16 protein-coding genes and 4 pseudogenes are annotated in these 21,584 nt (G+C 64.2%); 10 read left to right on the top strand and 10 right to left on the bottom strand.

Going from position 1 to position 21,584, the window contains the following annotated elements; all coding sequences use genetic code 11:
• Positions 1-165 precede the first annotated feature (165 nt).
• The 3 genes and pseudogenes from JWS14_RS50610 to JWS14_RS41020 form a co-directional block, all read left to right on the top strand.
• Positions 166-995: pseudogene (locus tag JWS14_RS50610) on the top strand (PEP/pyruvate-binding domain-containing protein); the annotation flags it as partial.
• A 1,500-nt stretch (positions 996-2,495) separates the two neighbouring features.
• Positions 2,496-2,708, top strand: coding sequence for a PEP-utilizing enzyme (locus JWS14_RS50615; protein ID WP_241031842.1), 213 nt, complete (start codon positions 2,496-2,498; stop codon positions 2,706-2,708).
• Positions 2,709-4,340: 1,632 nt separating this feature from the next.
• Entirely contained in the window at positions 4,341-4,778 is a 438-nt protein-coding gene (locus JWS14_RS41020; protein WP_206016318.1) for a hypothetical protein, read from the top strand.
• Positions 4,779-5,127: 349 nt separating this feature from the next.
• Here the strand turns inward: JWS14_RS41020 and JWS14_RS51555 are convergent, their stop codons facing one another.
• From JWS14_RS51555 to JWS14_RS41035, 3 genes are all read right to left on the bottom strand, one after another.
• Positions 5,128-5,976 (bottom strand): PaaI family thioesterase, encoded by an 849-nt coding sequence (locus tag JWS14_RS51555; RefSeq protein WP_338051618.1) that lies wholly within the window; start codon positions 5,974-5,976, stop codon positions 5,128-5,130.
• Positions 5,977-6,160: 184 nt separating this feature from the next.
• A complete protein-coding gene (locus JWS14_RS41030; protein ID WP_141471507.1) occupies positions 6,161-7,027 on the bottom strand; it encodes an enoyl-CoA hydratase/isomerase family protein in 867 nt (288 codons plus the stop codon).
• 362 nt (positions 7,028-7,389) lie between these two features.
• On the bottom strand, positions 7,390-8,151 hold the full coding sequence (locus JWS14_RS41035) for an SDR family NAD(P)-dependent oxidoreductase (RefSeq protein WP_105417956.1): 762 nt from the start codon (positions 8,149-8,151) through the stop codon (positions 7,390-7,392).
• Between the two features lie 292 nt (positions 8,152-8,443).
• Between JWS14_RS41035 and JWS14_RS41040 the strand changes: the two genes are divergently transcribed.
• Positions 8,444-9,013 (top strand): TetR/AcrR family transcriptional regulator, encoded by a 570-nt coding sequence (locus tag JWS14_RS41040; protein ID WP_206032248.1) that lies wholly within the window; start codon positions 8,444-8,446, stop codon positions 9,011-9,013.
• Between the two features lie 569 nt (positions 9,014-9,582).
• Here the strand turns inward: JWS14_RS41040 and JWS14_RS51950 are convergent.
• The 4 genes and pseudogenes from JWS14_RS51950 to JWS14_RS52270 form a co-directional block, all read right to left on the bottom strand.
• On the bottom strand, positions 9,583-10,029 hold the full coding sequence (locus JWS14_RS51950; RefSeq protein ID WP_420855160.1) for a transposase: 447 nt from the start codon (positions 10,027-10,029) through the stop codon (positions 9,583-9,585).
• Positions 10,030-10,041: 12 nt separating this feature from the next.
• Complete coding sequence (locus tag JWS14_RS51955) at positions 10,042-10,365, bottom strand: transposase (protein ID WP_420855161.1); 324 nt, start codon at positions 10,363-10,365, stop codon at positions 10,042-10,044.
• Positions 10,366-10,438: 73 nt separating this feature from the next.
• Positions 10,439-10,798, bottom strand: coding sequence for a hypothetical protein (locus JWS14_RS41050; protein ID WP_206016320.1), 360 nt, complete (start codon positions 10,796-10,798; stop codon positions 10,439-10,441).
• 669 nt (positions 10,799-11,467) lie between these two features.
• Positions 11,468-11,599 (bottom strand): annotated as a pseudogene (locus tag JWS14_RS52270) (IS110 family RNA-guided transposase); the annotation flags it as partial.
• Between the two features lie 440 nt (positions 11,600-12,039).
• Between JWS14_RS52270 and JWS14_RS41055 the strand changes: the two are divergent.
• From JWS14_RS41055 to JWS14_RS41065, 3 genes are read left to right on the top strand one after another with little or no spacing between them, the layout of a single operon-like run.
• The gene (locus JWS14_RS41055) at positions 12,040-12,570 is read left to right on the top strand and encodes a cytochrome c oxidase subunit 3 (protein WP_241031723.1); all 531 of its coding nucleotides are present in this window, start codon (positions 12,040-12,042) and stop codon (positions 12,568-12,570) included.
• Positions 12,571-12,572: 2 nt separating this feature from the next.
• Complete coding sequence (locus tag JWS14_RS41060; RefSeq protein WP_206016322.1) at positions 12,573-12,863, top strand: cytochrome C oxidase subunit IV family protein; 291 nt, start codon at positions 12,573-12,575, stop codon at positions 12,861-12,863.
• A gap of 39 nt (positions 12,864-12,902) precedes the next feature.
• Positions 12,903-13,670 carry a hypothetical protein gene (locus JWS14_RS41065; protein ID WP_206016323.1) on the top strand — a complete coding sequence of 256 codons (768 nt, stop codon included), beginning with the start codon at positions 12,903-12,905 and terminating at the stop codon, positions 13,668-13,670.
• 123 nt (positions 13,671-13,793) lie between these two features.
• On the opposite strand, the gene JWS14_RS41070 is transcribed toward JWS14_RS41065, so the two are convergent.
• From JWS14_RS41070 to JWS14_RS41080, 3 genes and pseudogenes are all read right to left on the bottom strand, one after another.
• Positions 13,794-15,410, bottom strand: coding sequence for a hypothetical protein (locus JWS14_RS41070; protein WP_206012473.1), 1,617 nt, complete (start codon positions 15,408-15,410; stop codon positions 13,794-13,796).
• A 335-nt stretch (positions 15,411-15,745) separates the two neighbouring features.
• Positions 15,746-16,912 carry an IS701 family transposase gene (locus JWS14_RS41075; RefSeq protein ID WP_420855162.1) on the bottom strand — a complete coding sequence of 389 codons (1,167 nt, stop codon included), beginning with the start codon at positions 16,910-16,912 and terminating at the stop codon, positions 15,746-15,748.
• A gap of 62 nt (positions 16,913-16,974) precedes the next feature.
• A pseudogene (locus JWS14_RS41080) lies at positions 16,975-17,883 on the bottom strand (IS5 family transposase).
• A 230-nt stretch (positions 17,884-18,113) separates the two neighbouring features.
• Between JWS14_RS41080 and JWS14_RS41085 the strand changes: the two are divergent.
• From JWS14_RS41085 to JWS14_RS41095, 3 genes and pseudogenes are all read left to right on the top strand, one after another.
• Positions 18,114-18,614: an N-formylglutamate amidohydrolase gene (locus tag JWS14_RS41085; RefSeq protein ID WP_206016324.1), complete on the top strand. Its 501-nt coding sequence runs from the start codon at positions 18,114-18,116 to the stop codon at positions 18,612-18,614.
• A gap of 532 nt (positions 18,615-19,146) precedes the next feature.
• Positions 19,147-19,983, top strand: a complete 837-nt coding sequence (locus tag JWS14_RS50620; protein WP_241031725.1) for a hypothetical protein — start codon at positions 19,147-19,149, stop codon at positions 19,981-19,983.
• Between the two features lie 985 nt (positions 19,984-20,968).
• Positions 20,969-21,517: pseudogene (locus JWS14_RS41095) on the top strand (phospholipase D-like domain-containing protein); the annotation flags it as partial.
• Positions 21,518-21,584 lie beyond the last annotated feature (67 nt).

The following is a 21,584-nucleotide window of genomic DNA, read 5'->3' on the forward strand; positions in this document are numbered from 1 at the left end:
GTGAATTTACGTCACCGCGCGACGACATTTTCAATCGTTAACTCAGACAGAAGGCAGAGGTTCATGGACGTCATCGCAGTGATGCCGCTCGAGAAGTGCGGAGAGGATGTCGCATCGGAGGTCGGGGGCAAGGCGCTGGGACTCGGAGCGCTTATGCGGTCGGGCATGACCGTACCTCCGGGTTTCGTCGTTACAACCGACGCGTACCGGGCGGCGGTGAAGGCTGCGGGCATCAACGAGCACATCGAGAGCGCTCTTCGCGGAGCCGACCCCGAGGGCGATCTCACAGCCGTGTCTGAGGTGATTTCCGCGCTCTTCACGGAAGCGCTCATCAGTGATGAGCTTCGCACGACTATCGAAGATGCATACCGCGGGCTGGGCTTGTCCCCGACTCCCGTCGCCGTGCGGTCCAGCGCGATCGCCGAGGATCGTGCAGACGCCTCTTTCGCTGGACAGCAGGACACCTATCTCTGGGTGCAGGGGGCAGACCAGGTTATTACCCATATCGTACGGTGCTGGCAAGCCTCTTCAGCCCGCGTGTCATCGCCTATCGGGCCCGCTTGGGAGTTCCGCCTGAGGATGTAGCCATGGCGGTGGTCGTTCAGGAGATGGTACAAGCTCGTGCGGCAGGAGTCATGATGACCCTCGATCCGGCCAACGGTGACCGCGACGCGCTGTACATCGAATCGAACTACGGGCTCGGCGAAGCCGTCGTAGCCGGGGAGGTCACGCCGGACTCCTTCTGGGTCGACAAGAAAACTCTTGGGTTGCGCAAGCGCGTCATCGGGGATAAGCAGATTGCGTACCGCTTCGATGAGGCGAGTCAGCAGGTTCGCAAGGTAGAAGTCTCGCCCGGCGAGCGTGCGGACTGGTCCCTCAGCAACGAGGAAGTGTGCAGGATCGCCGAACTCGGACGAGAGATCGAGACGGCCTTCGGCGCCCCGATGGACGTCGAGTGGGCAATTGCCGGGTCCGGACCGTCCTCACAGGTGCAGCTCCTGCAGGCGAGGCCGGAAACCGTCTGGGCATCGCAACCCGTCCCCCCGGTTAAGCAGTCCCAATCCGGTAACGACTCGGACCTCACCACACCCCAACGATGGGATCCGCTGCACTCGTCGAGCACTCCGAACCTTCATTGGACCACGTCTAACCTCGGCGAGGCGATGCCCGGGGTTCTAACTCCCCTGAACTGGACGCTGTGGCACCGGACGCTCGAGAAGGCCGCATTGAAGGCCGCATTCCGAATCGGAGTTCTGTCTCGGGCAGAGTCGGAATTCACTGATGACGCCGACCGCCACTACTTCCGTGTGTTCTATGGCCGCCCCACCATCCAGGTCGAATACATGGGCACAATGGGCGACCGTATGCCTGGAACTTCAAGCGAGGACATCGTCATATCCATCCTTGGTCGTGTTCCCGACGGTTGGCAGGCGAATCCCACACGTCGTCGATGGCCCATTATCGCCGGCAGATTCCCCTGGACATTCATGACCGTTACCAAGGAGATCCGGGAGACCGTCAAAGCGGTCGACGCCTGGTACGCACCGCATCTTCAGCGCGTGTCCAAAGCGTTGACGGTAGCCGAGGCGACCGAAAACTTCCGCGTCGCCACACGGCACTTCGACCGAGCCCTGGAGACCCAGGTCGTCGGCTCCCTTGCAGGCATCGTTCCGGTGTACGACATTCTTGAACGACTGACCAAGCGTGCTGGAGTGGATATCTCGGCATTGAGCGGCTCCGGTGGGGCTGAGGTCTCGGGACTCGTCACCGACGTCTGGAAGGCGTCACGCAACGAGCTCCGCTTTGACGAGGTCGTCGCGCGGCATGGAATGCACGGTCCGTCGGAGGGCGAAATATCGAGTGTTGTGTGGCGTGAGAATCCCGAGCCGCTGCGCACACTGATCGAGACCTATGCCCTCCAAGACGACGATGAGGATCCTCGCCTTCGCGAGGCGGATCACCACATCGCGGCCGGTATGGCGGCGCGACAGCTGCTTGCTGCGACGCCGAGATGGCAAAGACCAGCCGTTCGGTTCCTGCTGAAACTCGCAGCGACACGGATTCCGCTGCGCGGTGCGGCAAAGCGGTCGTTGGTGCAAGGTCTCGATGGAACCCGGGCATCCGCGCGGCGCCTTGGCGCACTGCTCGTTGAAGCGGGCACTCTGGAGCACACCGACGACATCTTTTACTTGACCGCGGCAGAAGTCGAAAACACACCTAGCGACGTTAAGTCGCTTGTGCGGAAACGGCGCGAGCGACGGGATGCTTACGCAGCGCTGTCGATCCCGAGCGAGTGGAAGGGCATGCCGGAGGCGACGCCGGTCGGCGCCGATGACGGTCTGACCGCCGAGGGAGCGATGACTCTTGAAGGCATCGGTGTTAGCGCAGGAGTCGTCGAGGGAATCGCGCGTGTCCTTTACGAGCCTGATTTCGCCGCGGTTCAACCTGGCGAGGTTCTAGTGACTCCGACGACCGACCCGAGTTGGTCCTCGGTGATGTTCATCTCGTCCGCCCTTGTCGTGGACATCGGCGGAGCACTTAGCCATGCAGCGGTCGTGGCCCGCGAGCTTCGGGTGCCGTGCGTCGTGAACACCCGGAGCGGAAGCCGCACCATCAAGACGGGCGACCGTATTCGCGTTAACGGCAATTCTGGAACCGTCGAAGTTCTCGAACGCGCTGCCTCGCCTGTGGAGCTCGAGGACGCGTGATGCGCACAGTCTTCCTCAAACGAGGAAGACGTGACTGGTCCGACGTACCGACGCGTGGGGTGTCCGCGGGCCGGGCAGGATAATAGATTCGGAGTCGTCCCCGAGGGTCCTCCCGGCCCGCCACCGCAGAGGGTGGAACCGTCTTCAAGCAGCGCAACGTGTCCTGGCGACTCGTGCCCACAGCGCGGTAGCACGTGTAACCACGACCGACCGTGTCCGACAGTACGAGGTGATGACCGTGGTGTGCAGGGCTCGGTACAAGTTGCCGATTGCCGGGCCGGGAGAGCCGGGAGCGGAGGACGCCGATGAAGCCCCTCTCCGGGACCGGTGTAGGAGGTCAACGCGGCCGCCGACCGGACGTGAAACTAGCTGCGTCGGGCGAGGGTGGTGAGAGCTCCCCGAGTTACACACGGTCGGCCGGCGGCATTGATGTACACGCACGATCGGGGGGCAGCCGTGACAGTCGAGAATTTTGCGTAAGTCATTGCTGCTCTGATTTTTTGACACAACAAGCCGGGTTGCCGAAGGCTAGGATGAGGGACCGAGTCCGGTGCTGCAGCCGACAATGGCGCAACGTCCACGACTGCGGTCGTGAGCGCCATCGATGAACTCAGACTCTGACAGTCACGGGTGGCGTTTCACCTCGATGTCATGGACGGTCACAGCAATGTGGCCACGGCTTGGTCGCTGCAACCGCTCCCGGGAAACTCCAAGGCGCGACTGCGGCCGCGTGCGTGTGTCAGGTTCGAATGGCTCTGGCTCATTCTCCGTGATGGTTCCTGAGTATGTCAGTGGCTGAGGTGTATTCGCATGTGTGGGAGGTCGAATCCGGCGCGTCCATCCCTCTGCCGCTCGCGCGTTTTGATTCGATTTACGTTTCCCTCGACAGCGCCGGAGTTGTCGGGCAGGTGGTCAGCCCGTTGAGGACCGCGGCTCGGTCGCGTCCGATCCCCCGGACGAATCGATGCAGGTTCGGCAGATCGTTCGAGGAGACGGCCGCCTTCCAAGGTTGACACGGTCGCCGTGTGCTGGTCAGCATCTCGGGCGAACGAGGTACGAACGCGGCGGTGGTCTCAAGGTGCTGGCAGTTGGCGAGGACTTGCTGCTCGTCGTCGGTGATGCCCTCAGGTCGGTGCAGGATCCGCGAGGCGACGCGCCGAACGTTCGGGATTTTCGCCCGTGCAGATGTACGGTGGACTCGTCCAACCCGAGTGCCGACCGGCCTGCGGGGCGGCCAGCAGTTGGCGACGCTGCCAAACGGCCGACGCACGGTTCTCCTCAGCGCGCCCGAGCCCCGTTGGATCGGTTTGATCCACTTGCCCTGGGCCTCGAGCGCGGAAACCGCTTTCATAGCGGCGCTGGGTGGAGGCGACGAGGACGGATTGCTCGCGGCGCGCGGTCAACGCTTGTTCGGCGGTCCGCCGGAAGTCCTCCGCGGCGGTGAGTTCGGTGTGCCGTTCGGGATCGTCTGCAGCCCTGAGTCGGAGACAAACGCTTTGAGCGGCAATGTTTTCCGCGCGGCTTCGGCCAGGTTATGCCACAGCTGTCAGTTTTCGGCGACCTCGATCGCGTCGGGCGCCCCCGTGCGCGCCCCTTCGACGCAAGCGCCGGCGCCAACACGGCACCACGGTCGTGCCCGGGCACGCGGTCGGCCAGTCGGCGAAGGTAATCGACCTTCCTGTCGGTGAGGACGTCGCCGGGGAGGGCGGTGGCCATGTCGATCAGGACGATCCCGGACCGGTGCCGTCGTCGAAGGGCGAAGTCGTCGACTCCGAGGACCTTCACCGCCCGATGCCGGGTCTGGAAGCGCACGGACAAGTCGTAGCTGGGTGCTGTGTCCCGACAGTTCTGTCGCTGGGTTCCGGAGCGGCCGGCAACCGCCAGCCAAATTCTTTCGAGGCTTCCCTTCAGCATCTGGGGGTGCGCCGTGCACATCACACCGTCTATCTGCTCGGCGAAGGTACGCCCGGGTCGCAGTCGGTGGTCAGACGCAGGAAGCGCCACATCCCGCAGCACGAGGCGACTCAGCCGGTTTCCGATCGCGATGTCGGCCACACCGTGCATTCGTAGCTATGTTGACCTTCGTGCAGGACGCCGGCGTCCGGAGACGTGTGGATCCCCGCAGTGAGGGGCGCACCGGCCTCACGGAGGCGATCGAGGCAACCCGTGCCGACCGCCACCGGATTGGCCGGTTCGGCGCAGACTCTTCGAGCAGTCGCTAGAGCCAGGCCTGGCTTTCCCTGAGCGAGACGACGTCTGCAATCTTCGAGATCGTCTCGTGGCCCCGAGGACCGGTGGCACGGCGAGGCGTGCCACCGGATGTCCGGTAATGCTTTCGACGCCGAAGGCCAGTTGTGCGGGCATCCTGCGGAGGTCCCGGTCATTCTGCTCGCAAGAAGCAGAAGCCAGTCGATTCCAGTCAGGCGAACTGCTTCATAAGCTTCGCCGCCTGCTCCGGGCGCAGCAGGCGGAAGTGCCCGTCCGCCGTCACCAGTCGCGTCCCCGGCTCAGCAGCGGCGGCTATCCACGCCTGAGCGAAGACATCGCCGTCCCCGCTGGCGACCACTCGCCCGCGCACGAGCAGCTCCACCCCGGAGGGGACGGGGCGCAAGTATTGGACGACGAGCTTCCGGGTCAGGCCCGGTTTGCCTGAGTCTGCCACGACGTGCCCCAGCGCGTGATCCATCAGCATTGCCGAGATCCCGCCATGTACGTGGTGCGGCGGGCCTTCGAATGCCTCACCGAACGTACAGGTGGCGCTGGCCACGCCGTCGACAGTCTCGAACGATAACGGAGCAACGAATGGACTCCCCTCCCCGGTCATTGGTGAGAACATTCGTACGCCGTTGTACGGGTCGTCAACCGAGGAGGGCACACCGGCCTGCCGGCTCGTCGCGCCTAGGATCGAGGTGGCCTCGGCGACCAGAAGCCTCGCCTGGCAGAGGATCTTGGTAGGTACCTCCGACATGACCGAGTCGGTCCCGAGGGCGCGGAGCGCCCGACCGAGATCACGGACCGCGCGTCGTCTATCGACGAGATCGCCCGGGACGTCCTGCTCTGCCACAGTTGTCGCTTGACCGAGCAAGGGTCCCCAGGCGATCGTTGGTACCGGGCCGATTCCCTCCAGGTCCTCGCCGTCCCCTGCCCCTCGGCCGACCCTTTCAGATGGCGACTTTACGAATCCCTCATTCACGCGAGGACTCCTGGAATCTACCCGGTTGAGGCCTCGACGGGTCAAACAAATACCGGAGAGTTCCGCATCCCGCATCCCGTATGCCGGCGCCTGCAGCAGCGCTGAACTTGGGGATGCGCATGCTCGGCGCCGTCGGCACTTCGTCGCGGGACGGCTCGGCGCGCCGCTCGCGGATCGATCGTACGACGATGGCGTCCATGTCTTCAATGCCCTGCATGGTGTTCCTTCGAATCGTGGATGAAGACCGGATCACCTCCGGTCAACGGCCGACGTACGTCCCCTTCGTGCGTGTTTTGAATGCCTCGAAGGCCGCGGCAGCGTCCTCGGTGGCAAAGGTAATGCGCTGGTTGTCCCACTCCAGGTCAAGCTGCTCGGCCAGGGTATTCGTCTCAGCACCTCGCAAGGCACGGACCGTCGCCCGCAACCCGAGTGGTGGCAGCTGCGCTAGATCCTTGGCAACCTTCAGCGCGTGCTCCAGCACCTGGCCGTCAGGGACCACCTGGTTGACGAAGCCTGCACGGTGCGCATCTTCCGCCGACATCGGCTGGTCCCGCAGCAAGAAGTCCGTCGCCGCCGATTGTCCCATCAGCTTGGTGACGAAATAACTGGCTCCCATGTCGGGGCCGAATCCAAGTGTGCCGAACGCAGCTTTGAACTTCACCGACTCGCCCGCAATGCGGTAAGTGTGCAGGCCAGCCCATCCGATGCCTCCGCCAGCCACGGCTCCATTGATGGCCGCGATGGTGGGCTTCTGAAAGTTGTTAAGCATCTGAAGAATCCATCGGCCCGGCCCCAACGGGTCGAAACGTCGAGCTTGAGCCGAGACCCCGAGCGAGGCGTGATCACCCTGCATCACTCCGCCGTAAAACATGACATCCGCGTCCGCGCCGGGACCGAGCTTGCCGTCCAGCTGGGCAAAGTCGACGCCGGGGCTCCACGCCGTCGCGCCGTCCGAGACGTTCGCGGTCGTGACGATGACGCGAACGCTGTCGTCACGTTCGAGCTCGGCGGAGACGTCCAAGAGTTCCCTCAGCAGAGACCCTCCGAGTGAGTTATTGGCGAGCGGACGATCGACCGTAAGCACGGCGACGTGCTCATCCACCGACACGTGCAGTTCCTCCGACATAGGCAGCCTTTCCTCGCGCGGGGGCTCCGGCGGACCGGGGAAGCTCCCGAGATATTTTACTGTACATTAAACTTTGGGCGAACAGAAGCATTCGTTCGAACCCCCCACGCGATCAATACCGCGTGGTCGATGATCTGAACCACATCTTCGACGCGCCCGATCAGGACCAGCGATGCCCGCACGGTCGCCGTCGGAGGACCTTGGCCGCTCACTTTGGGTCGGCGCGGTGTTGCCCGAAAAGAGGGCCATGTCTTCGCACCCCCGACCGCGAGCCACCCGAGTCCCGTGTGACGCGGCCGGGGATTTACCGGTGACACTCGAACGCATCGCGCACCAGAGGATGCTCACGACGCGAATCGCGATCAGACTCCGTACCCTCCATCGACGTTGAGAGTCTGGCCGGTAATCCAGCCGGCACGATCTGACATGAGGAATCGGACTGCCTCGGCCACGTCAGTCACGTCCCCGAACCGACCAAGGGTCGTCTCCGACTTCGCCAAGGCCAGGCCCTGTTCCGTGAAGACCCCCGATTTCACCAACTTGTCGAACATGCCCTCCCCCTCGATGACGCCGGCGCCGACAGCATTCGCGCGAACACCGAATCGCCCCTCTTCGCCGGCGATGCCCCTGATCAATGCCTGAACCCCCGCCTTGGGGGCCGACGACATCAGGTCCATCTTGCTGTACCGCTCGATCACCGGTGTGACGATGGCGGTTACTGCACCCGACGAAGCACGGAGCATCGGCAGGAAAGGCTGCACCAAGTTGAAGCAGCTCTTGAGGTCGTTGTCGATCACGCGTGAGAAGGTCTCGAGCTCAGTCTTGGCGATGAACGACATCGGAATCACCGGGCCCGCCGCGTAGACGACACCTCGCACGGCGCCGGCATCCGCGACTCGGCTCGCAAAGGCCCGAGCCTCGTCGGGAATCGCAAGATCAACCTGCTCAATCATGGCCTTTCGACCACTCGAACGGACGAGCTCCGCCGTCTCGTCGGCCCCCGCACGATTGCCTCGATACGCCACGACGACGTCATGGCCATCCTCCGCCAGGCTACGAGCGATGGCCCGACCCAAACCACCCGACGCCCCGCCGACAACCGTCCAGCTCATCGATTCCACCATCTTCTCTTCTCACTCCAAACTCGAGGATCGTTCGGCACACGAAACACATCGCGCGTCATCACGACTTCACGGCGCGCTACGGGCCAGCTGAACGAGGACCAACATTCCCGGAAGTATCTAATTCAGACTAAATAATAGGTGCATGTGACCGGGATCGTCAACAAAACCAGGGTGTCGCAGGCACGACCGTAGAAGGGCAGTTAGAATCGGGTTTGTGCCACGCCTAGCGACGAACAATGCCAGCAGCGCTCCCTTAGCGACTACCAAGTCCGCCAAGACCCGAGCCCGGATCTTGGATGCCACGGCGCACATTTTGTGCCGCAAAGGTTTCTCCGGAACTCGCCTGAGCGATATCGCCGACCGCGCCGAGTGTCAAGCACCGGCAATTTACTACTACTTCGAATCGCGCGAGGACCTGATCGAAGAGGTCATCTGGCAGGGAATGGCACACTTGCACGACCATGTGCGCAAGGCCCTCAAAGCTGCGAGCAGCGTGTCACCCGCGGAACGCCTGAACATCGCACTGGAGCAGCACCTACGCTTCATTCTGACCGAGTCCGACTACACAATGGCCGCGATTCGCAATGCCGCCCAGATGCCCATCGAGCTGCGCGATCGGCAACTCGCCGAGCAGCAGAAATACGCGGTGCTGTGGAGGAAGCTGTTCCGGGACGTGCGAACGGCCGGGCAACTTCGGCCGGGCGTCGACGAGCGGCTCGCACGCATGCTCATCCTCGGTTCGCTCAATTGGTCCACCGAATGGTGGCAGCCACGCGGAGAGTCTGTCGACACCTTGGTCCAGAACGCCAAGCGCATGCTCAACGGAGGATTCCTCAAAGAGGTCGATAACGAGGTCGACTGAGCCCCCGATGACAAGCCGGGGACCTCACGGGCCGATGACGGCCCACGAGATCCCCGGTTTCCAGCTACCCGCCTCCACCGACCACCACGTGTTCCGTTAGCAGGCGCTGGGTGGCCGCGCCCTCCGCTCCCTCGGGCGTCGGCTCGCAGGTCTTCGATGTGGCCGTCCGCCTCGTCGCCAGCGAAGCTGGGAGTTCAGCTCTCCAGCTCGACGGAGAGCATGTGCGGTGACGGAACACTGCGAAAGTCCATCCAGTGCCCGTGAGGAGTCCATCCCATGTGGAACGGGAGCTCGATGCGACAGATCGGCCCCGTGCCATATACGGCGGGTGGCCAGCGAAGTTATCGGCGGTGCTGTGGTTGCTGCTGAAGCTGGTGACCTTGCCGAACTCCATCCGGGAACCGACGGTGACGCCAGAGTCGATGCACTCCTCAGAGTGCATCTGAAAGCTCCGGTTCGGGTCAGGCCATCCGAGAGAGTCGGCGTGACGTGGTCGCGATCATGGCGATGTAGACTATAGCTTCGTGATGTCGGGCCGCTTCTCGTAGTTGCGGACGCAGCGGCGGTGTTTACAGATCCCCGCGAACGTTCTCTCGACCACCCACCTGAGGGGAAGAACCTTGAATCCCTTGGCGTCGTCGGCGCGTTTGACGACCTGAACAGTCAGCGACAGAACACCACTCGATCAGCCTGCCGGCGTAGCCGCCGTCGGCCCACACCAAACTGATCGTCGAGCAGGGGGCGCGCAGCGCAGCCAGGAGCCGGAACGCGCCGTCCCGGTCCTGAATACCGGCCATCGTCACCACAACCGCCAGCAACAGCCCGTTCGAGTCCACAGCGATGTGCCGTTTGCGCCCGTTCGTTTTCTTCCTCGCATCGTATCCACGACTCGACCCGGGCACGGTGTCGGCGCCCTGCACCGATTGGGAGTCGATGATCGCCGCCGACGGCTGCGGATCGCGGCCGCCCCGCACACGGGCGCGATCGCGCAGTGCGTCGTGGATCCGTTGCCACACCCCCGCCCGGACTCACCGGGCGAAGATCGCGTACACCGTGGTGGCGGGCGGGAACTCCGCCGGCAGCTGCCGCCACGCGATGCCGCCCCGCACGACGTCGAAGATGGCGTCGAGCACCAGACGGCGGCAGTGCTTTTCGGGTCGACCACCGCCGCCTCCGGTGTTGCCGGGAGGCGGGAGCAGGGGTTCGCGGAGCACCCACTGTACATCGGCGATGGACGATGAGGGGTACACCGCGCACCGGTGTCCTGGAGTGATCCGGGGTGGGGCATGACGGGCACAGCTCGATGAGCGATGATGGCAAGTGAGCTCCTGGCAGGGCGGGGACGTAAGCACTCACTGACCTTCCAGGAGTTCACTTGTTTCCCATCCGTCACACGCCGACGATCACCGAGTTTCAGATGCTCTCTCAGACCGACTGGCCTGTCAGCGCCGTCGACTCACAGCGGACCGGTCCCTCCGCTCCCCCTTTCGCTGCCGGCGAACATCGCCGCTGCACCGGCCCGCGGTTCGCGACAATCCCCGGACGGATCAGCCAGTCCACACCTACCGAAAGGACCGGCCGCAGCAGCAGCACCGAGACGACGACCGCGGCACTCTCGCCACGCCCGGAGAGATAGCCGAGGAACTCCTCGCCCAGGCGATCACCGCCGCCCTCACCCAGGGCGGTTCCTGGGCGCAGATCGGCGCCCGGCTCGGGTTTCCCGATCCCTGCGCACCCTCCGGCGCATGCTCGGACCTGCAGTGACAGAACGCGATCGTCGACCACGAAAACGCCCGAGCACACCGCATCCACACCGACCCGAACCCCACCGACAGGCCCGCACCTGGACCGGAAAGCACTGACCACGCCGCGTACAGCCCGCCGTTGCGGTAATCCCGGTGTCACGGGCACCGACTCCCCGAATCTTCGGCGCCTGAGGTGGCGATGCCCTACTGCCCATTGGCCGTGGTTCTGTACATCATCGCGGCGATCTGGCAATGCAACCTCGGACCCTTCTGAACCCGGTGTCCTGCCCGGTCACCGACAACGCGATGGAAGCCGGGATTCACCCCGTTGCCGTCTTCGTGGTCTCGTTCCGCGGGACTTCGGTCGCCATGTTCGGTATGACTTCTTGCCCCTGTCTCTCGAATGATCCGGGGGCGGTGTCGCCGAACCTGGTGGCGTCGGCGGACCGCTAATAGGCCTCCGATCACCGTAAGTCGTCATCCCTGTAGGTGTCGGGCTTGTCAAGGGTCGAGTTTTACGGGTTTCGGCCTCTATGCGGGCAGTGCCGGGTGAGGGCCGGGGTCAAGACAGAGCGCCCGCAGCGTGAGCGAGGACGAATGGTCTTGACGGTGGCCCGGCCCGGTGCAGGCTGGTCTGGGCCCGAGACCGCGTCGAGGACCAACGACGTGATTCGGTTTCGCTATGTGGTTGTGGTGCAACGGCTCCAGTGTCGATCAGCTCGAGCAGCGAGACCACCCGCTGCGCGTACGCGTCCCCGAGCGGCACCCGGGCCAGCCTCTGGCGGCCGGTGACACCGAACAGATCCGACACGGGGATCAGGACGCCGGCCTTGGCGAGCAGGGTGCGGCCCGGACCAACGGGCCACCGCTCGGGGGCATGGGTGGGCGTTCCCTGCGGGCTGTTGGGGTGCCTCCAGGTTTCGCGGTGTGCAGGTGGGCCAACAGCCGCACGGGTTACCTCAACGGCCTAGCGCCGCACACGACGCCCGGCAGCTTTCCGCGGAGACGCACCTGACGCACCGCGGTAGACGAGGTATGACCTCGGAGACGACAGATGACAAAAAGTGACGCTTGACACCTAATCGGTCGACTGCCAGGATACTTAATAGTGATTCAATTCATATCTAGGACCGTGCTGCTGTACCGACGCGCCAAGAACGCCGCCTCCGAGACGGCTGCGGACACAATAGACACCCCTGACCCTCGAGCGGAAGCAACATGTCGACAGTAACGAGAAATTCTCGGCAACATCCTCGTGCCGTTCCCCAAGTACCAGGTGAGGTGGGCATCTGGGTTTTCATATTCGGCGATATGGTCATTTTCGCCGTCCTCTTCGCCACCTTCTTCTATTACCGAGCGAAGAAGCCGGAGATTTTCGATCAGTCGCAAGTCGCACTGAATCAGAACTACGGTGCGGCCAACACGGTGGTGCTGCTGGTGAGCTCACTGCTGGTTGTGCTCGCTGTCCGGGCGGTGCGGAAACGGATGCCGCTGGCGCCTCACCTGATCGCCGGTGCCATCTTTTGCGGAATACTCTTCTCGGCGTTGAAGGTCTTGGAGTACGCCGAAAAAGTGAGTCACGGGATCACCCCGGCCACCAATGACTTCTTCATGTTCTATTTCGTGCTGACCGGGTTGCACTGGTTCCACCTCATCGTGGGATTGGTAGTACTCGTGACGCTGTACGTGTTCGCACGTAAACCCGAGATCACCGAGCATCGATTCGCCTTCTTCGAAGGTGGCGCCTGCTTCTGGCACATGGTCGATCTGCTGTGGATCGTTCTGTTCCCATTGCTGTATCTAGTGAGGTAGCGATGATTCCGACATTGACTGCGCTGGCACGAACCACGGCAACGGCCGTGTGGTTGGTACTGGTGTCCGCGACCGTGCTGTCGTGGTGGCTGGGTTTCGAGAGCGCGCACGGTGCCGACGCCTACCGAGAACTGATCGGCGTCGCGATTCTGCTCGTCGCCTTTATCAAGGTCCGATTCATCGGCATGTATTTCATGGAGCTGCGGGATGCCCCGCTGCCGTTGCGCGGTCTGTTCGACGGCTACTGCCTGATTGTCTGCACGGCGGTCGTCGGCATGTATCTGTGGGCTTGATCACGCTGTGTACCAAGTCTTTTCGATGAGTTAGGAGAAATGATGTTCAAACACAATGACGCCGATGTGATAGTGGCGACGAACCACACTGCTATCCAGAAGGTATGCGCCTGGAGCGGCCCGGCCTGCATCCTGTTTATGTTCACCGGCTTTTTCATCGCGGGATTTCTGCCGCCGATGCCGACGTCGTGGTCGCAGGCCGAAGTGGCCGCCCATTACCGGGAGAATGCGAACACTATCCGTATGGGCGCCGTTCTGGTCATGACGGCCTCGATGTTCTATGCGTCATTCACGGCCGTCTTTTCCGGGCAGATGCGTCGGATCCCCGGCATGCATTCCACCGTCGTGTACACCCAGCTGGCAGGTGGCGCGTTCGGGTGCCTGACCTTCCTGGTGCCCGGACTGCTGTTCATTGTCACCGCGTTCCGGCCGGAACGTTCGCCCGAGTTGACCATGATGCTCAACGACATGAGCTGGATCTTCCTGATTATGCCGTTTACCCCGTTCATGGTGCAGAACTTCGCGTTCGCTTACGCCATCTTCAGCGACAAGCGGCAACAGCCGCTGTTCCCTCGTTGGCTGGGGTACGTGAATATCTGGGCACCGATAATGTTCACCCCGGTTGTGATCGTGCCGTTCTTCCGGTCAGGACCGTTCGCTTGGAGTGGGATCTTCGGCTTCTGGGTTCCGGCCATTGCCTTCGGCCTTCAGTTTATCGCGAATATGATCTTCCTACTGCGGGCCATCAACCGACCGGAATCGGAGGACGCCCCGCAGTCGTCGCCCGGATCCACCCTTGTGGTATGAGATTGTGGCATAACATGTTGTCGGGACATGACAGCGACTAGGTAGCTAGGTAGCTAGAAGCGGCGTAGCCGGGTTTTGGGGTCAAGTTTGTGGTGTGTGGGTCACGTTCGACTGCTTGATATTTCAGGCTGCGAGTTGCGCTGTGGCGGTGAGGGTATCGACGGCGGTGCGGTAGGCGGTGGCAGCTGATCGCAGGCGGCCGGGAGTGGTTGTCGGAGCGGCGAGTTCGGCCAGGCCGGTGCGCAGGACCCGATCGTGGATACAGGTGAGGAACTTCGCGGTGTCGAGTCCGAGGTCGGTGACCTGATACCGGTGGGTGCCCTCGATCCGGACGATGAGGCTGCGGGTTTTCAGCCGGCGCAGGTCGTAGGTCATCTGCCCGGCGGACACTTCGTCCGGGTCGAGTCCACGCAGCTCGCCGGTGAGGGTGCGCAGGTCCTTGTTGGTGAAGCCGTTCGGGTGCAGCCGGAAGACCAGCAGTGCGGAGAGCAGGGCGTGGCTGCGCTGATCGGCGAACCGTAGTCCCGGGACACGGGTGCCGGTGGTGGTGATGACGGGGGCGGTGATGGCGGCGAGGGCGTCGGCGCCGATGATCGGGTCGTGGCTGAGTCGTTGGACGCGCAGTAGGCGGCGGTTGGCGTGGAAGCCGATCTCCCGCAGGGCGGGCAGATGTGTCAGTCGTTTCCCGAGGTGGAAATCGCGGGTGTCGTTGATGGTGGTTTCGGTGCGCAGGGCGCGTCCCTCCTTGTGGTACTGCTTGATGGTGGTGTGTTTGTAATCGACGTGCAGGCTGGGGGTGACGCCCTCGGTGATCACCCGGGTGCGGAATCGCCCGGGGGTGGCACGGGGGCCGCGGCGCATCAACCGCCGGTCGAAGACCAACGTGACCTGGTCGGGGCGGCCGAGATCGAGATTGTCGCGGATGACCTGTTCGAAGAAGACCCGACCGGAAACCGGGGCGTCGAGCATCTGGGTCAGGGAGAACTCCGCCTGCAACACCGACAGGTCGTAGCGGTAGCCGGCGTCCCGATCGGCGTCGGTGAACGGATCCGGCAGAATCGCCAGCCATTTCCGGAGGAGGGCGTCGATCCGTGGACCGGTCAGCCGATCGCAGATCGCCTGCAACGCGTCGGGGTCATCGACGGCGGCGAAGGCGTTGTCGAGCGCGGTGAACCCGAGCCCGGCCCTCGCGGCCTGACGCTGGGCCCAGTGGTGGCCGTTGATACAGAGTTTGGCGTTGTAGGGGAAGTACGAGCAGAACTTGAGGAAGAACGGGCCGAAGTCGGCGTCGACGCAGTAGAAGTAGTAATGGTTGACCACGCCGGTGGACTTGACGATCCACGGATAACTCTTGCCGTCGGCGTCGCGTCGTTTCTCCGTGCGGAACAGTGGTGTCCTCTCCTGCGCCCGGCCAATGAACACCACCCCCTCGGGTGCGGTGAACTGCTCGAGGTACTCGTGCATCACGTCGTCCTTGCGCTGGCCCTTCGCGAAGTCCACCCACGGGATGTGCCCGGTGTCGGCGAAGCGGTGCACCGCCGCAGCGAAGCGGTCGGTGATCCTGGCCAGCGGTGCGGTGGAGGCGACCGGCAATCCCAGCTGCCGATGCACGTAGGCGACCAGGCCGGGAGCGTACTGCAGGCCGGGAACGTAGACGTTGAGGTACATCCGGTCGATGCACTCGACGTCGAAGAGCGTGTGCGTGGTGAGCACGTCGGCGACGCTGCGCGGTATGGTCATGATGAGCTCCGGACGATCGGGCGGCCGGCAGGCCAACCAACCGCTACGACGGTTCATACACCCGATCGACGTCGTCGACCAGGGTCATCACCCCGACCGGCCGGGGCCCCCGGAGCGCAGCCGCCACCACACGACTCGTCGGGCTGGGGCGCAGCCCCGGTAGTACTACAGTCGCGTTTAGGGCAGGTGTCCGCGGGCTCGGTAGTGGCATTGCCGGGCTCGGTGTTGATGGCGGCGGCGCCAGTGGGAGCGTGCGAGGACGTGGCGGGGATCGGGTAGATACGTCCAGATCAGGTGGCAGAGCAACCGTCGGATCTCGGGCACGCTCAGTGCGATCAACTCACTGTCGTCGCCGGGTTCTCGGGCCCCCTTTTTGACCGGGTGACGGTGAGGAAGGTGTGCGCGAGCATCGAGAGGGTGATGTGTCGGTACCAGCCCGCGTACTGCCGAACCTGGTAGTGGTCGAGGCCCGTCTGGCCCTTCGCGGTCTGGAAGGTTTCCTCTATCGCCCAACGTGTTCCCGCGACGGTGACCAATTCGGTCAAGGTGGTGCGCGCCGGGCAGTGGCACAGGTAGTACGCCAGATCCTCCGGGTCGGTGCGACTGCGACGGGCCAGGAGCCAGTACACCGTCGTCGGCCAGTTCACCCCGCGCACCGGTGTGCGCGCCCAGTCGTAGAGTCGCTCGCCTTTCGCGCCGTCACCGGCCGAGCGGGTCCGCCACGCCTGGGCAGGCAACGCCGCGATCGCCTCGTCGGCACGGAGCTCGGCGCCGTCGACGGTGATGACGTGTTGGTTCACCGAAGTAGCCAGCACGTAGGACAATCCGAGTTCCTCGCAACGGGCACGGAGCCGGTGCACCTGCCCGTATACGGCATCTCCGGTGACCCATCGTGCCGGCACACCGGCGGCGACGGCGCGTTCGAGCATCGCGATCGCCAGCTCGGGTTTGGTCGCGAACTCGCGCTCGGCGGGGATCCCGGCCTGCGCGCACCGGTCACGGTCGTCGGTCCAGGCTTTGGGCAGGTACAACTCTCGGTCGATCAGCGTTCGACCCGCCGCAGTGGCATAGGTCAAGAACACCCCGATCTGGCAGTTCTCGACTCGGCCCGCGGTGCCCGAGTACTGGCGGGCCACCCCGGCCGAGCGGGTGCCCTTCTTCAGGAAACCGGTCTCGTCGAGAATCAACACACCGGACGGATCCGCAAGATGATCGACCGCATAATCGCGTACGTCGTCGCGGACCGCGTCGGGATCCCAGTCCGCCGTCGAGAGCAGTCGCTGCATCCCGTCCGGCAATCGATCGCCCGCGCGTTCGGACAGGGTCCACGAATTCTTCCGCTCCTCGCCCGAGAGCAACCCCCGCACATATTCCACCGCATGCTTGCGGGGCTCGGACCTGGCGAAACGATGCCCGATCAAGGCATCGATCTCCGCCAGCCCCTCCGCCCACACCCGCACCTCAGCCACGCACACATCATCGCCCACACACGGACCATGCATCCTGCGACTCTCGGAACCTGCGCCGACACACCGACAAGATCAAAATAAACGCGACTGTAGTACTAGGGCATGTCTCCCAATAGTTTGAGCCATTCGACGATGCCGGCGAGGAGGAATCCAGCCCGGTAAGTCAGGGCAAGCTTGTCATACCGGGTTGCCACCGCTCGCCACTGTTTTGCCTTGTTGAAGGCCCTTTCCACCACGTTGCGGCCCTTGTACGACTCGGCATCGAAGTTCGGTGGCCGACCGCCCGCGCTGCCCTTGTTCTTGCGGTTGGCCACCTGATCGGACTTCTCGGGAATGACCGCCTTGATGCCCTTGCTGCGTAGCAGTTCTCGATTGGCCTTGGATGTGTACGCCTTGTCGGCACGGACCTCGTCCGGGCGCGTGCGGGGTGCGCCGCCACCGTGCGCGGCACGCAGATGCCCTCCAGGAGCGGGCCGAACATCGGGCTGTCGCCGGCCTGGCCAGGACCCACCAGCACCGACAAGGGACGTCCGTCGCCATCGCACGCCAGGTGGACTTTGCAGGTCAGCCCGCCGCGGGACCGGCCGATGCCGTGATCGACCGGTTCGTCAAGCAGATTCGTGTAATTCGGTAGATCCCCCTGTGTCACGCGCGGCGTTGGCGCCGTGCTGGTGCACCCGCACCACGGTGGAATCCACCGACACCGCCCAATCCAGGTCGCCACCGGCATCGGCCATCGCCGCCAGGGCTATGAGTACCCGATCCCACGTTCCATCCCCGGCGTAGCGTCGGTGCCGTTTCCACACCGTCTTCCAGGGGCCGAAATGCGCAGGTAGATCCCGCCACGGGAGCCCGGTACGCAGCCGGTAGAGCATCCCCTCCACCACGAGCCGGCTGTTCTGGAACTTCCGCCCCCGCAGCCCATCCGAACTGGGCAACAGCAGCGCAAGCAACTCCCACTGCTTGTCCGTCAACACCTCAAACCTATTAACAACGTCTGCCACAGCGAAGAGTCTGCAGCACAACACCCCAAATCATTGGGAGACACGCCCTAGTAGGGCGGAGTCAGGCGAACCGCTCGCGTTCGCGATCCCTACCGCGCATCGACGCAGTCCTTCCGTTAGGGGACCTGCCATAACTGCAGGTCAAAACCCCCTTCTGCCGGATCGGTCGTCGGTCGGACTAATCGCTGTCACCTCGCGGGCGGTGTATCGGCGGCCCGTACTCTTAACCCATGTCCGCTGATCCAGGCAGCATCCGCGCCGACGGCCACCAGGCGCTGCCGAACCTGGCCGTACAGGATGCTTCGGCGGATCCCCACATCATCACAGCGGCGGCGCGCACCGGAACGGACATCGAGCTTCGGATTCACACGTCCGTCGCACCGTTCGACGTTGCGGCCGAGGAGTGGTTTCCCGCGGCGGCCGGGTTCGCCGTCACGGTCATCCTGCACATCGTCGACGCGCAGACGGGCGTGCCGCGCTATCTGTCGCCGGCGGAGCCCGCCGAGTGGGCGCGGGCGATCTTCTCGACCGTTGACTCCGCGCACGGGTACTTCCTCGGCGCCGTCGACCCAGGCACCGGCAGCCATCGACGCGGGCAGCTCGCCTACCGCCTCTACCTCGACACCGACCGTCAGGCGATTCCCGTTCCTCTGCAGGTGGTCACCTGCCCGCATTACCAACTATCGGCCATCGACGGCAGAGCCGAGATCACCATTCCTACGACGGCCTGACCCCGCAGGCCAGCCGGGAGCTGGACCACGGTCTGCGGGCGCCGCTTCCTCCGGTGTCCGATCTGCGCGACCTCCGAAGGGGGCGACCTTGAAGTCACGTCCACGCTGCTCACTCATGCAATTCCTCCATCCGTCTCGATCCGATCCCCTGCCAAAGACACCTGGTCGCCGCTGCCCCACACGCGAGGACGACGCCCTGGGGCGGAATCGAGACAGTTGATCCACCCGGGGAGGGCCGCGGCACGTGGATACACTTGTGCCACAAGCTCATTGCCACTTCTGAAGCCGACCACGACAGACCTCAGGAATCTCCCGGGTGGGAGCGCGGCGACCACACTACCAGCGCACGGAACCGCGGGGAGGGGACGTGTCATTTCTGCTGGTCAAAGAGAAATCCCGGGTCGGATACGACACCACCAGCACTGATGTCGGCCCCGCGCCTCCGATGCGAGCTCTCACGCGGCCGGCGAGCTCGGCCGCGGCCAGGCCGGCGCGCAATCGCGGCCCTACCCGTCCGGTTAAACTGCCCGGCATGGCGCTTGGACTCACGCGACGCACGCGCGCCCACCCCGTCGCTCTCGAAAACCTCGCCGACGCTGCACACGAGTTCCGGGAAGCGCTGATTCTGCTGCAGGGCATCACCCCTGACCGCTGTGATGCCGCAGCCACCGAGTTACTGGACAGAGCGCATCACGCCGGGGAACGATTTTTCGCAGCTGTCGCAGGGCTCCCCCGCCGCGAGCGCACACTCGCCGGTCACTGGGAGAACGCGGCGGTCATGCGTTACCGGTACGGGCTGGAGGTCTTTGCGCGCGCCGAAGACCTCGGCGCCGACATGCTCGCCCAACTCGCCACCCACCGGCGGCCCTCGTTGCCCGCGCTCACCGAACTGTGTGACGCCTGTACCCATGCCCGCGCCCTTGACCAGCACCAACGGCCCGAGATGTTCGGGGCCATACCGCGCAGGGCCACCCGACGGCTTCGCACCGCCCCCGCCGACTCGGCCGACGCCGACCACGGTAGGGCCACCGAACGGTCCTGCATTGTCGATCAAGCTGAACTCCGGTGGCGGATCCGCCGCGATCTGACAAGTCTTCTCGTCGAGAACGCCATAGCGGGCAACGGAATCACCCGGGAAGCCGAACGCCACCTCGTCCCGTGGCTGAAACTGGCGTGCGAGACCCTCGACAGTCCCATGAGCATCGACGGTCTCGAGGATGTCGCCGCGCAATGGCGCGAGCGCCGCCGGCCCTACATGCTCGCCGCCGCCGATCGGGCCGACGTGATCATCGTTGACCCGATCCCTCGTCAGCGCGCGACCCTGTGGTGGAAGCTCGTCCACGGCGACGAACCGCCGCCGCCGCTGTAAGGCGACACGGTGTGGTCGCCCCGGCCGGAGAGGGAAGCTCCGCGCTGGGGGCGCCTACTCCTCGGCAACAACCGAATCTCAGGAACACCCCCTACGAGATCGCGCCCCTGACGACATCGTCCACTCCAAGGACGAAAAAGTTCGCCCCCTCGTCGTGGCGGACGTGACGTAGTTCGCCGAGTCGTCCCTGGTTGCCGCCTTGATCGCCTGGACCGTCACCTGGTCGGGGTCGCGCGCACCGATGCCGATCACGAAGAATTCACGCATGTGGGCTGGCTATCGCTCGTGCACCCTTCCGGTTGTTCCAGCTCCCGAAAAGGCGCACGGGCGCGAAGCGCCTAAACTAAACACCGTGACTGTGCCGACCCCGTACGAAGACCTGCTCCGCCGAGATCGGTCCTGACACAAGAAAAGCCCCGCCTTGCAGGGCGGGGCACCTTCTCGAAAACCATCCATCCGCGGCTTAGACATCCGGAGGTCCTCCATTCCGACAATACGCGCTACCCGACAGTCCAGCACCGCGCGCCCTCAGGTGCACGTCAACTCTGCCGCACTGTGGCACCGCTGCCTGATGCTTCTGTGCATCGCAGTTGTGTTGTGCGCCATCACCGCTGTAGTTCTCTACTCTCCCGCCCCAGAGGTAGGAGTGAACGTCCTGATCGTTCTCCTCAGCGGAGGAGGGTTGGCCGCTCTCGTGCAGAAGATGATGACCTAACCGTCCCGTAGAACGACGAAAGCCCCCACCCTCGAATGAGAGTGGGGGAGTTCGTTGTGTGTGCCCTTACGGCGTGGCCTTGAACCAGTACGCGGTCGGGAGGTCGAAGATGCGCCGGTTCGATGTCTCAGATGGGGACGTGTCATATCCGCACTTCATCACCACTTTCCGCGAGCACGGCGATGCAATTGGCCTCATGGGCTGCACCATAGGCTCCGGGCCCGAGCCAATAGCGGTACAGCGCATCACGCCCGCGCTACCGTTCTACCTATGGGGACGACATTTCACGGGCCGAGTCCCTGGCCGCACATCACCCGCGCCATTCGAGTGAGGGGGCCGCGCCACGCGGCGGTCGCGTACCTGGGCGAGGACGCGCCCGCTCTGCTGCCGCTGCGGGCCGGTGATCTCCTCGTCGTGAACGCCTCCCGGGCGGCGGTGCGCGCGCATGTGACCTCGCCGATTGCGCTTGCGTACTACGTCGAGGCCGGTGTGAGGGTCCTGTCATCGCCGAACCTGCACGCCAACGTGATCGCCACCAGTCGGCGGGCGGTCATCGGCTCCGCGAATTCCTCCCACAGCTCGACGATCGCCGATGAGGCCGTAGTCATCACCGATGATCCGGAGGTCGTTGCCGGCGTGCGGAAGTTTATCGACGGTATCGAGGAGATCACCGAGGTCGATCAGGTGTTTCTCGACAACGCCGCCACCGTATGGCAGATCGGTCGGTCGGTGCCGATCCCCGGGGTCGGTGGCCGGGTGCGCGCCGACCCCGGGTTCCTGCCCGCGAAGATCCCCCGGATGTTTTTGCGGCACACCGTCACGTTGACTGAACTACGACACGCGTTTTAGCTGGTAAACCGGGATGGGCGCCTTTCGTGGTTATGGT

This window comes from Rhodococcus koreensis (assembly GCF_017068375.1).
In the GTDB taxonomy this organism is placed as follows: Bacteria; Actinomycetota; Actinomycetes; order Mycobacteriales; family Mycobacteriaceae; genus Rhodococcus_F; species Rhodococcus_F koreensis.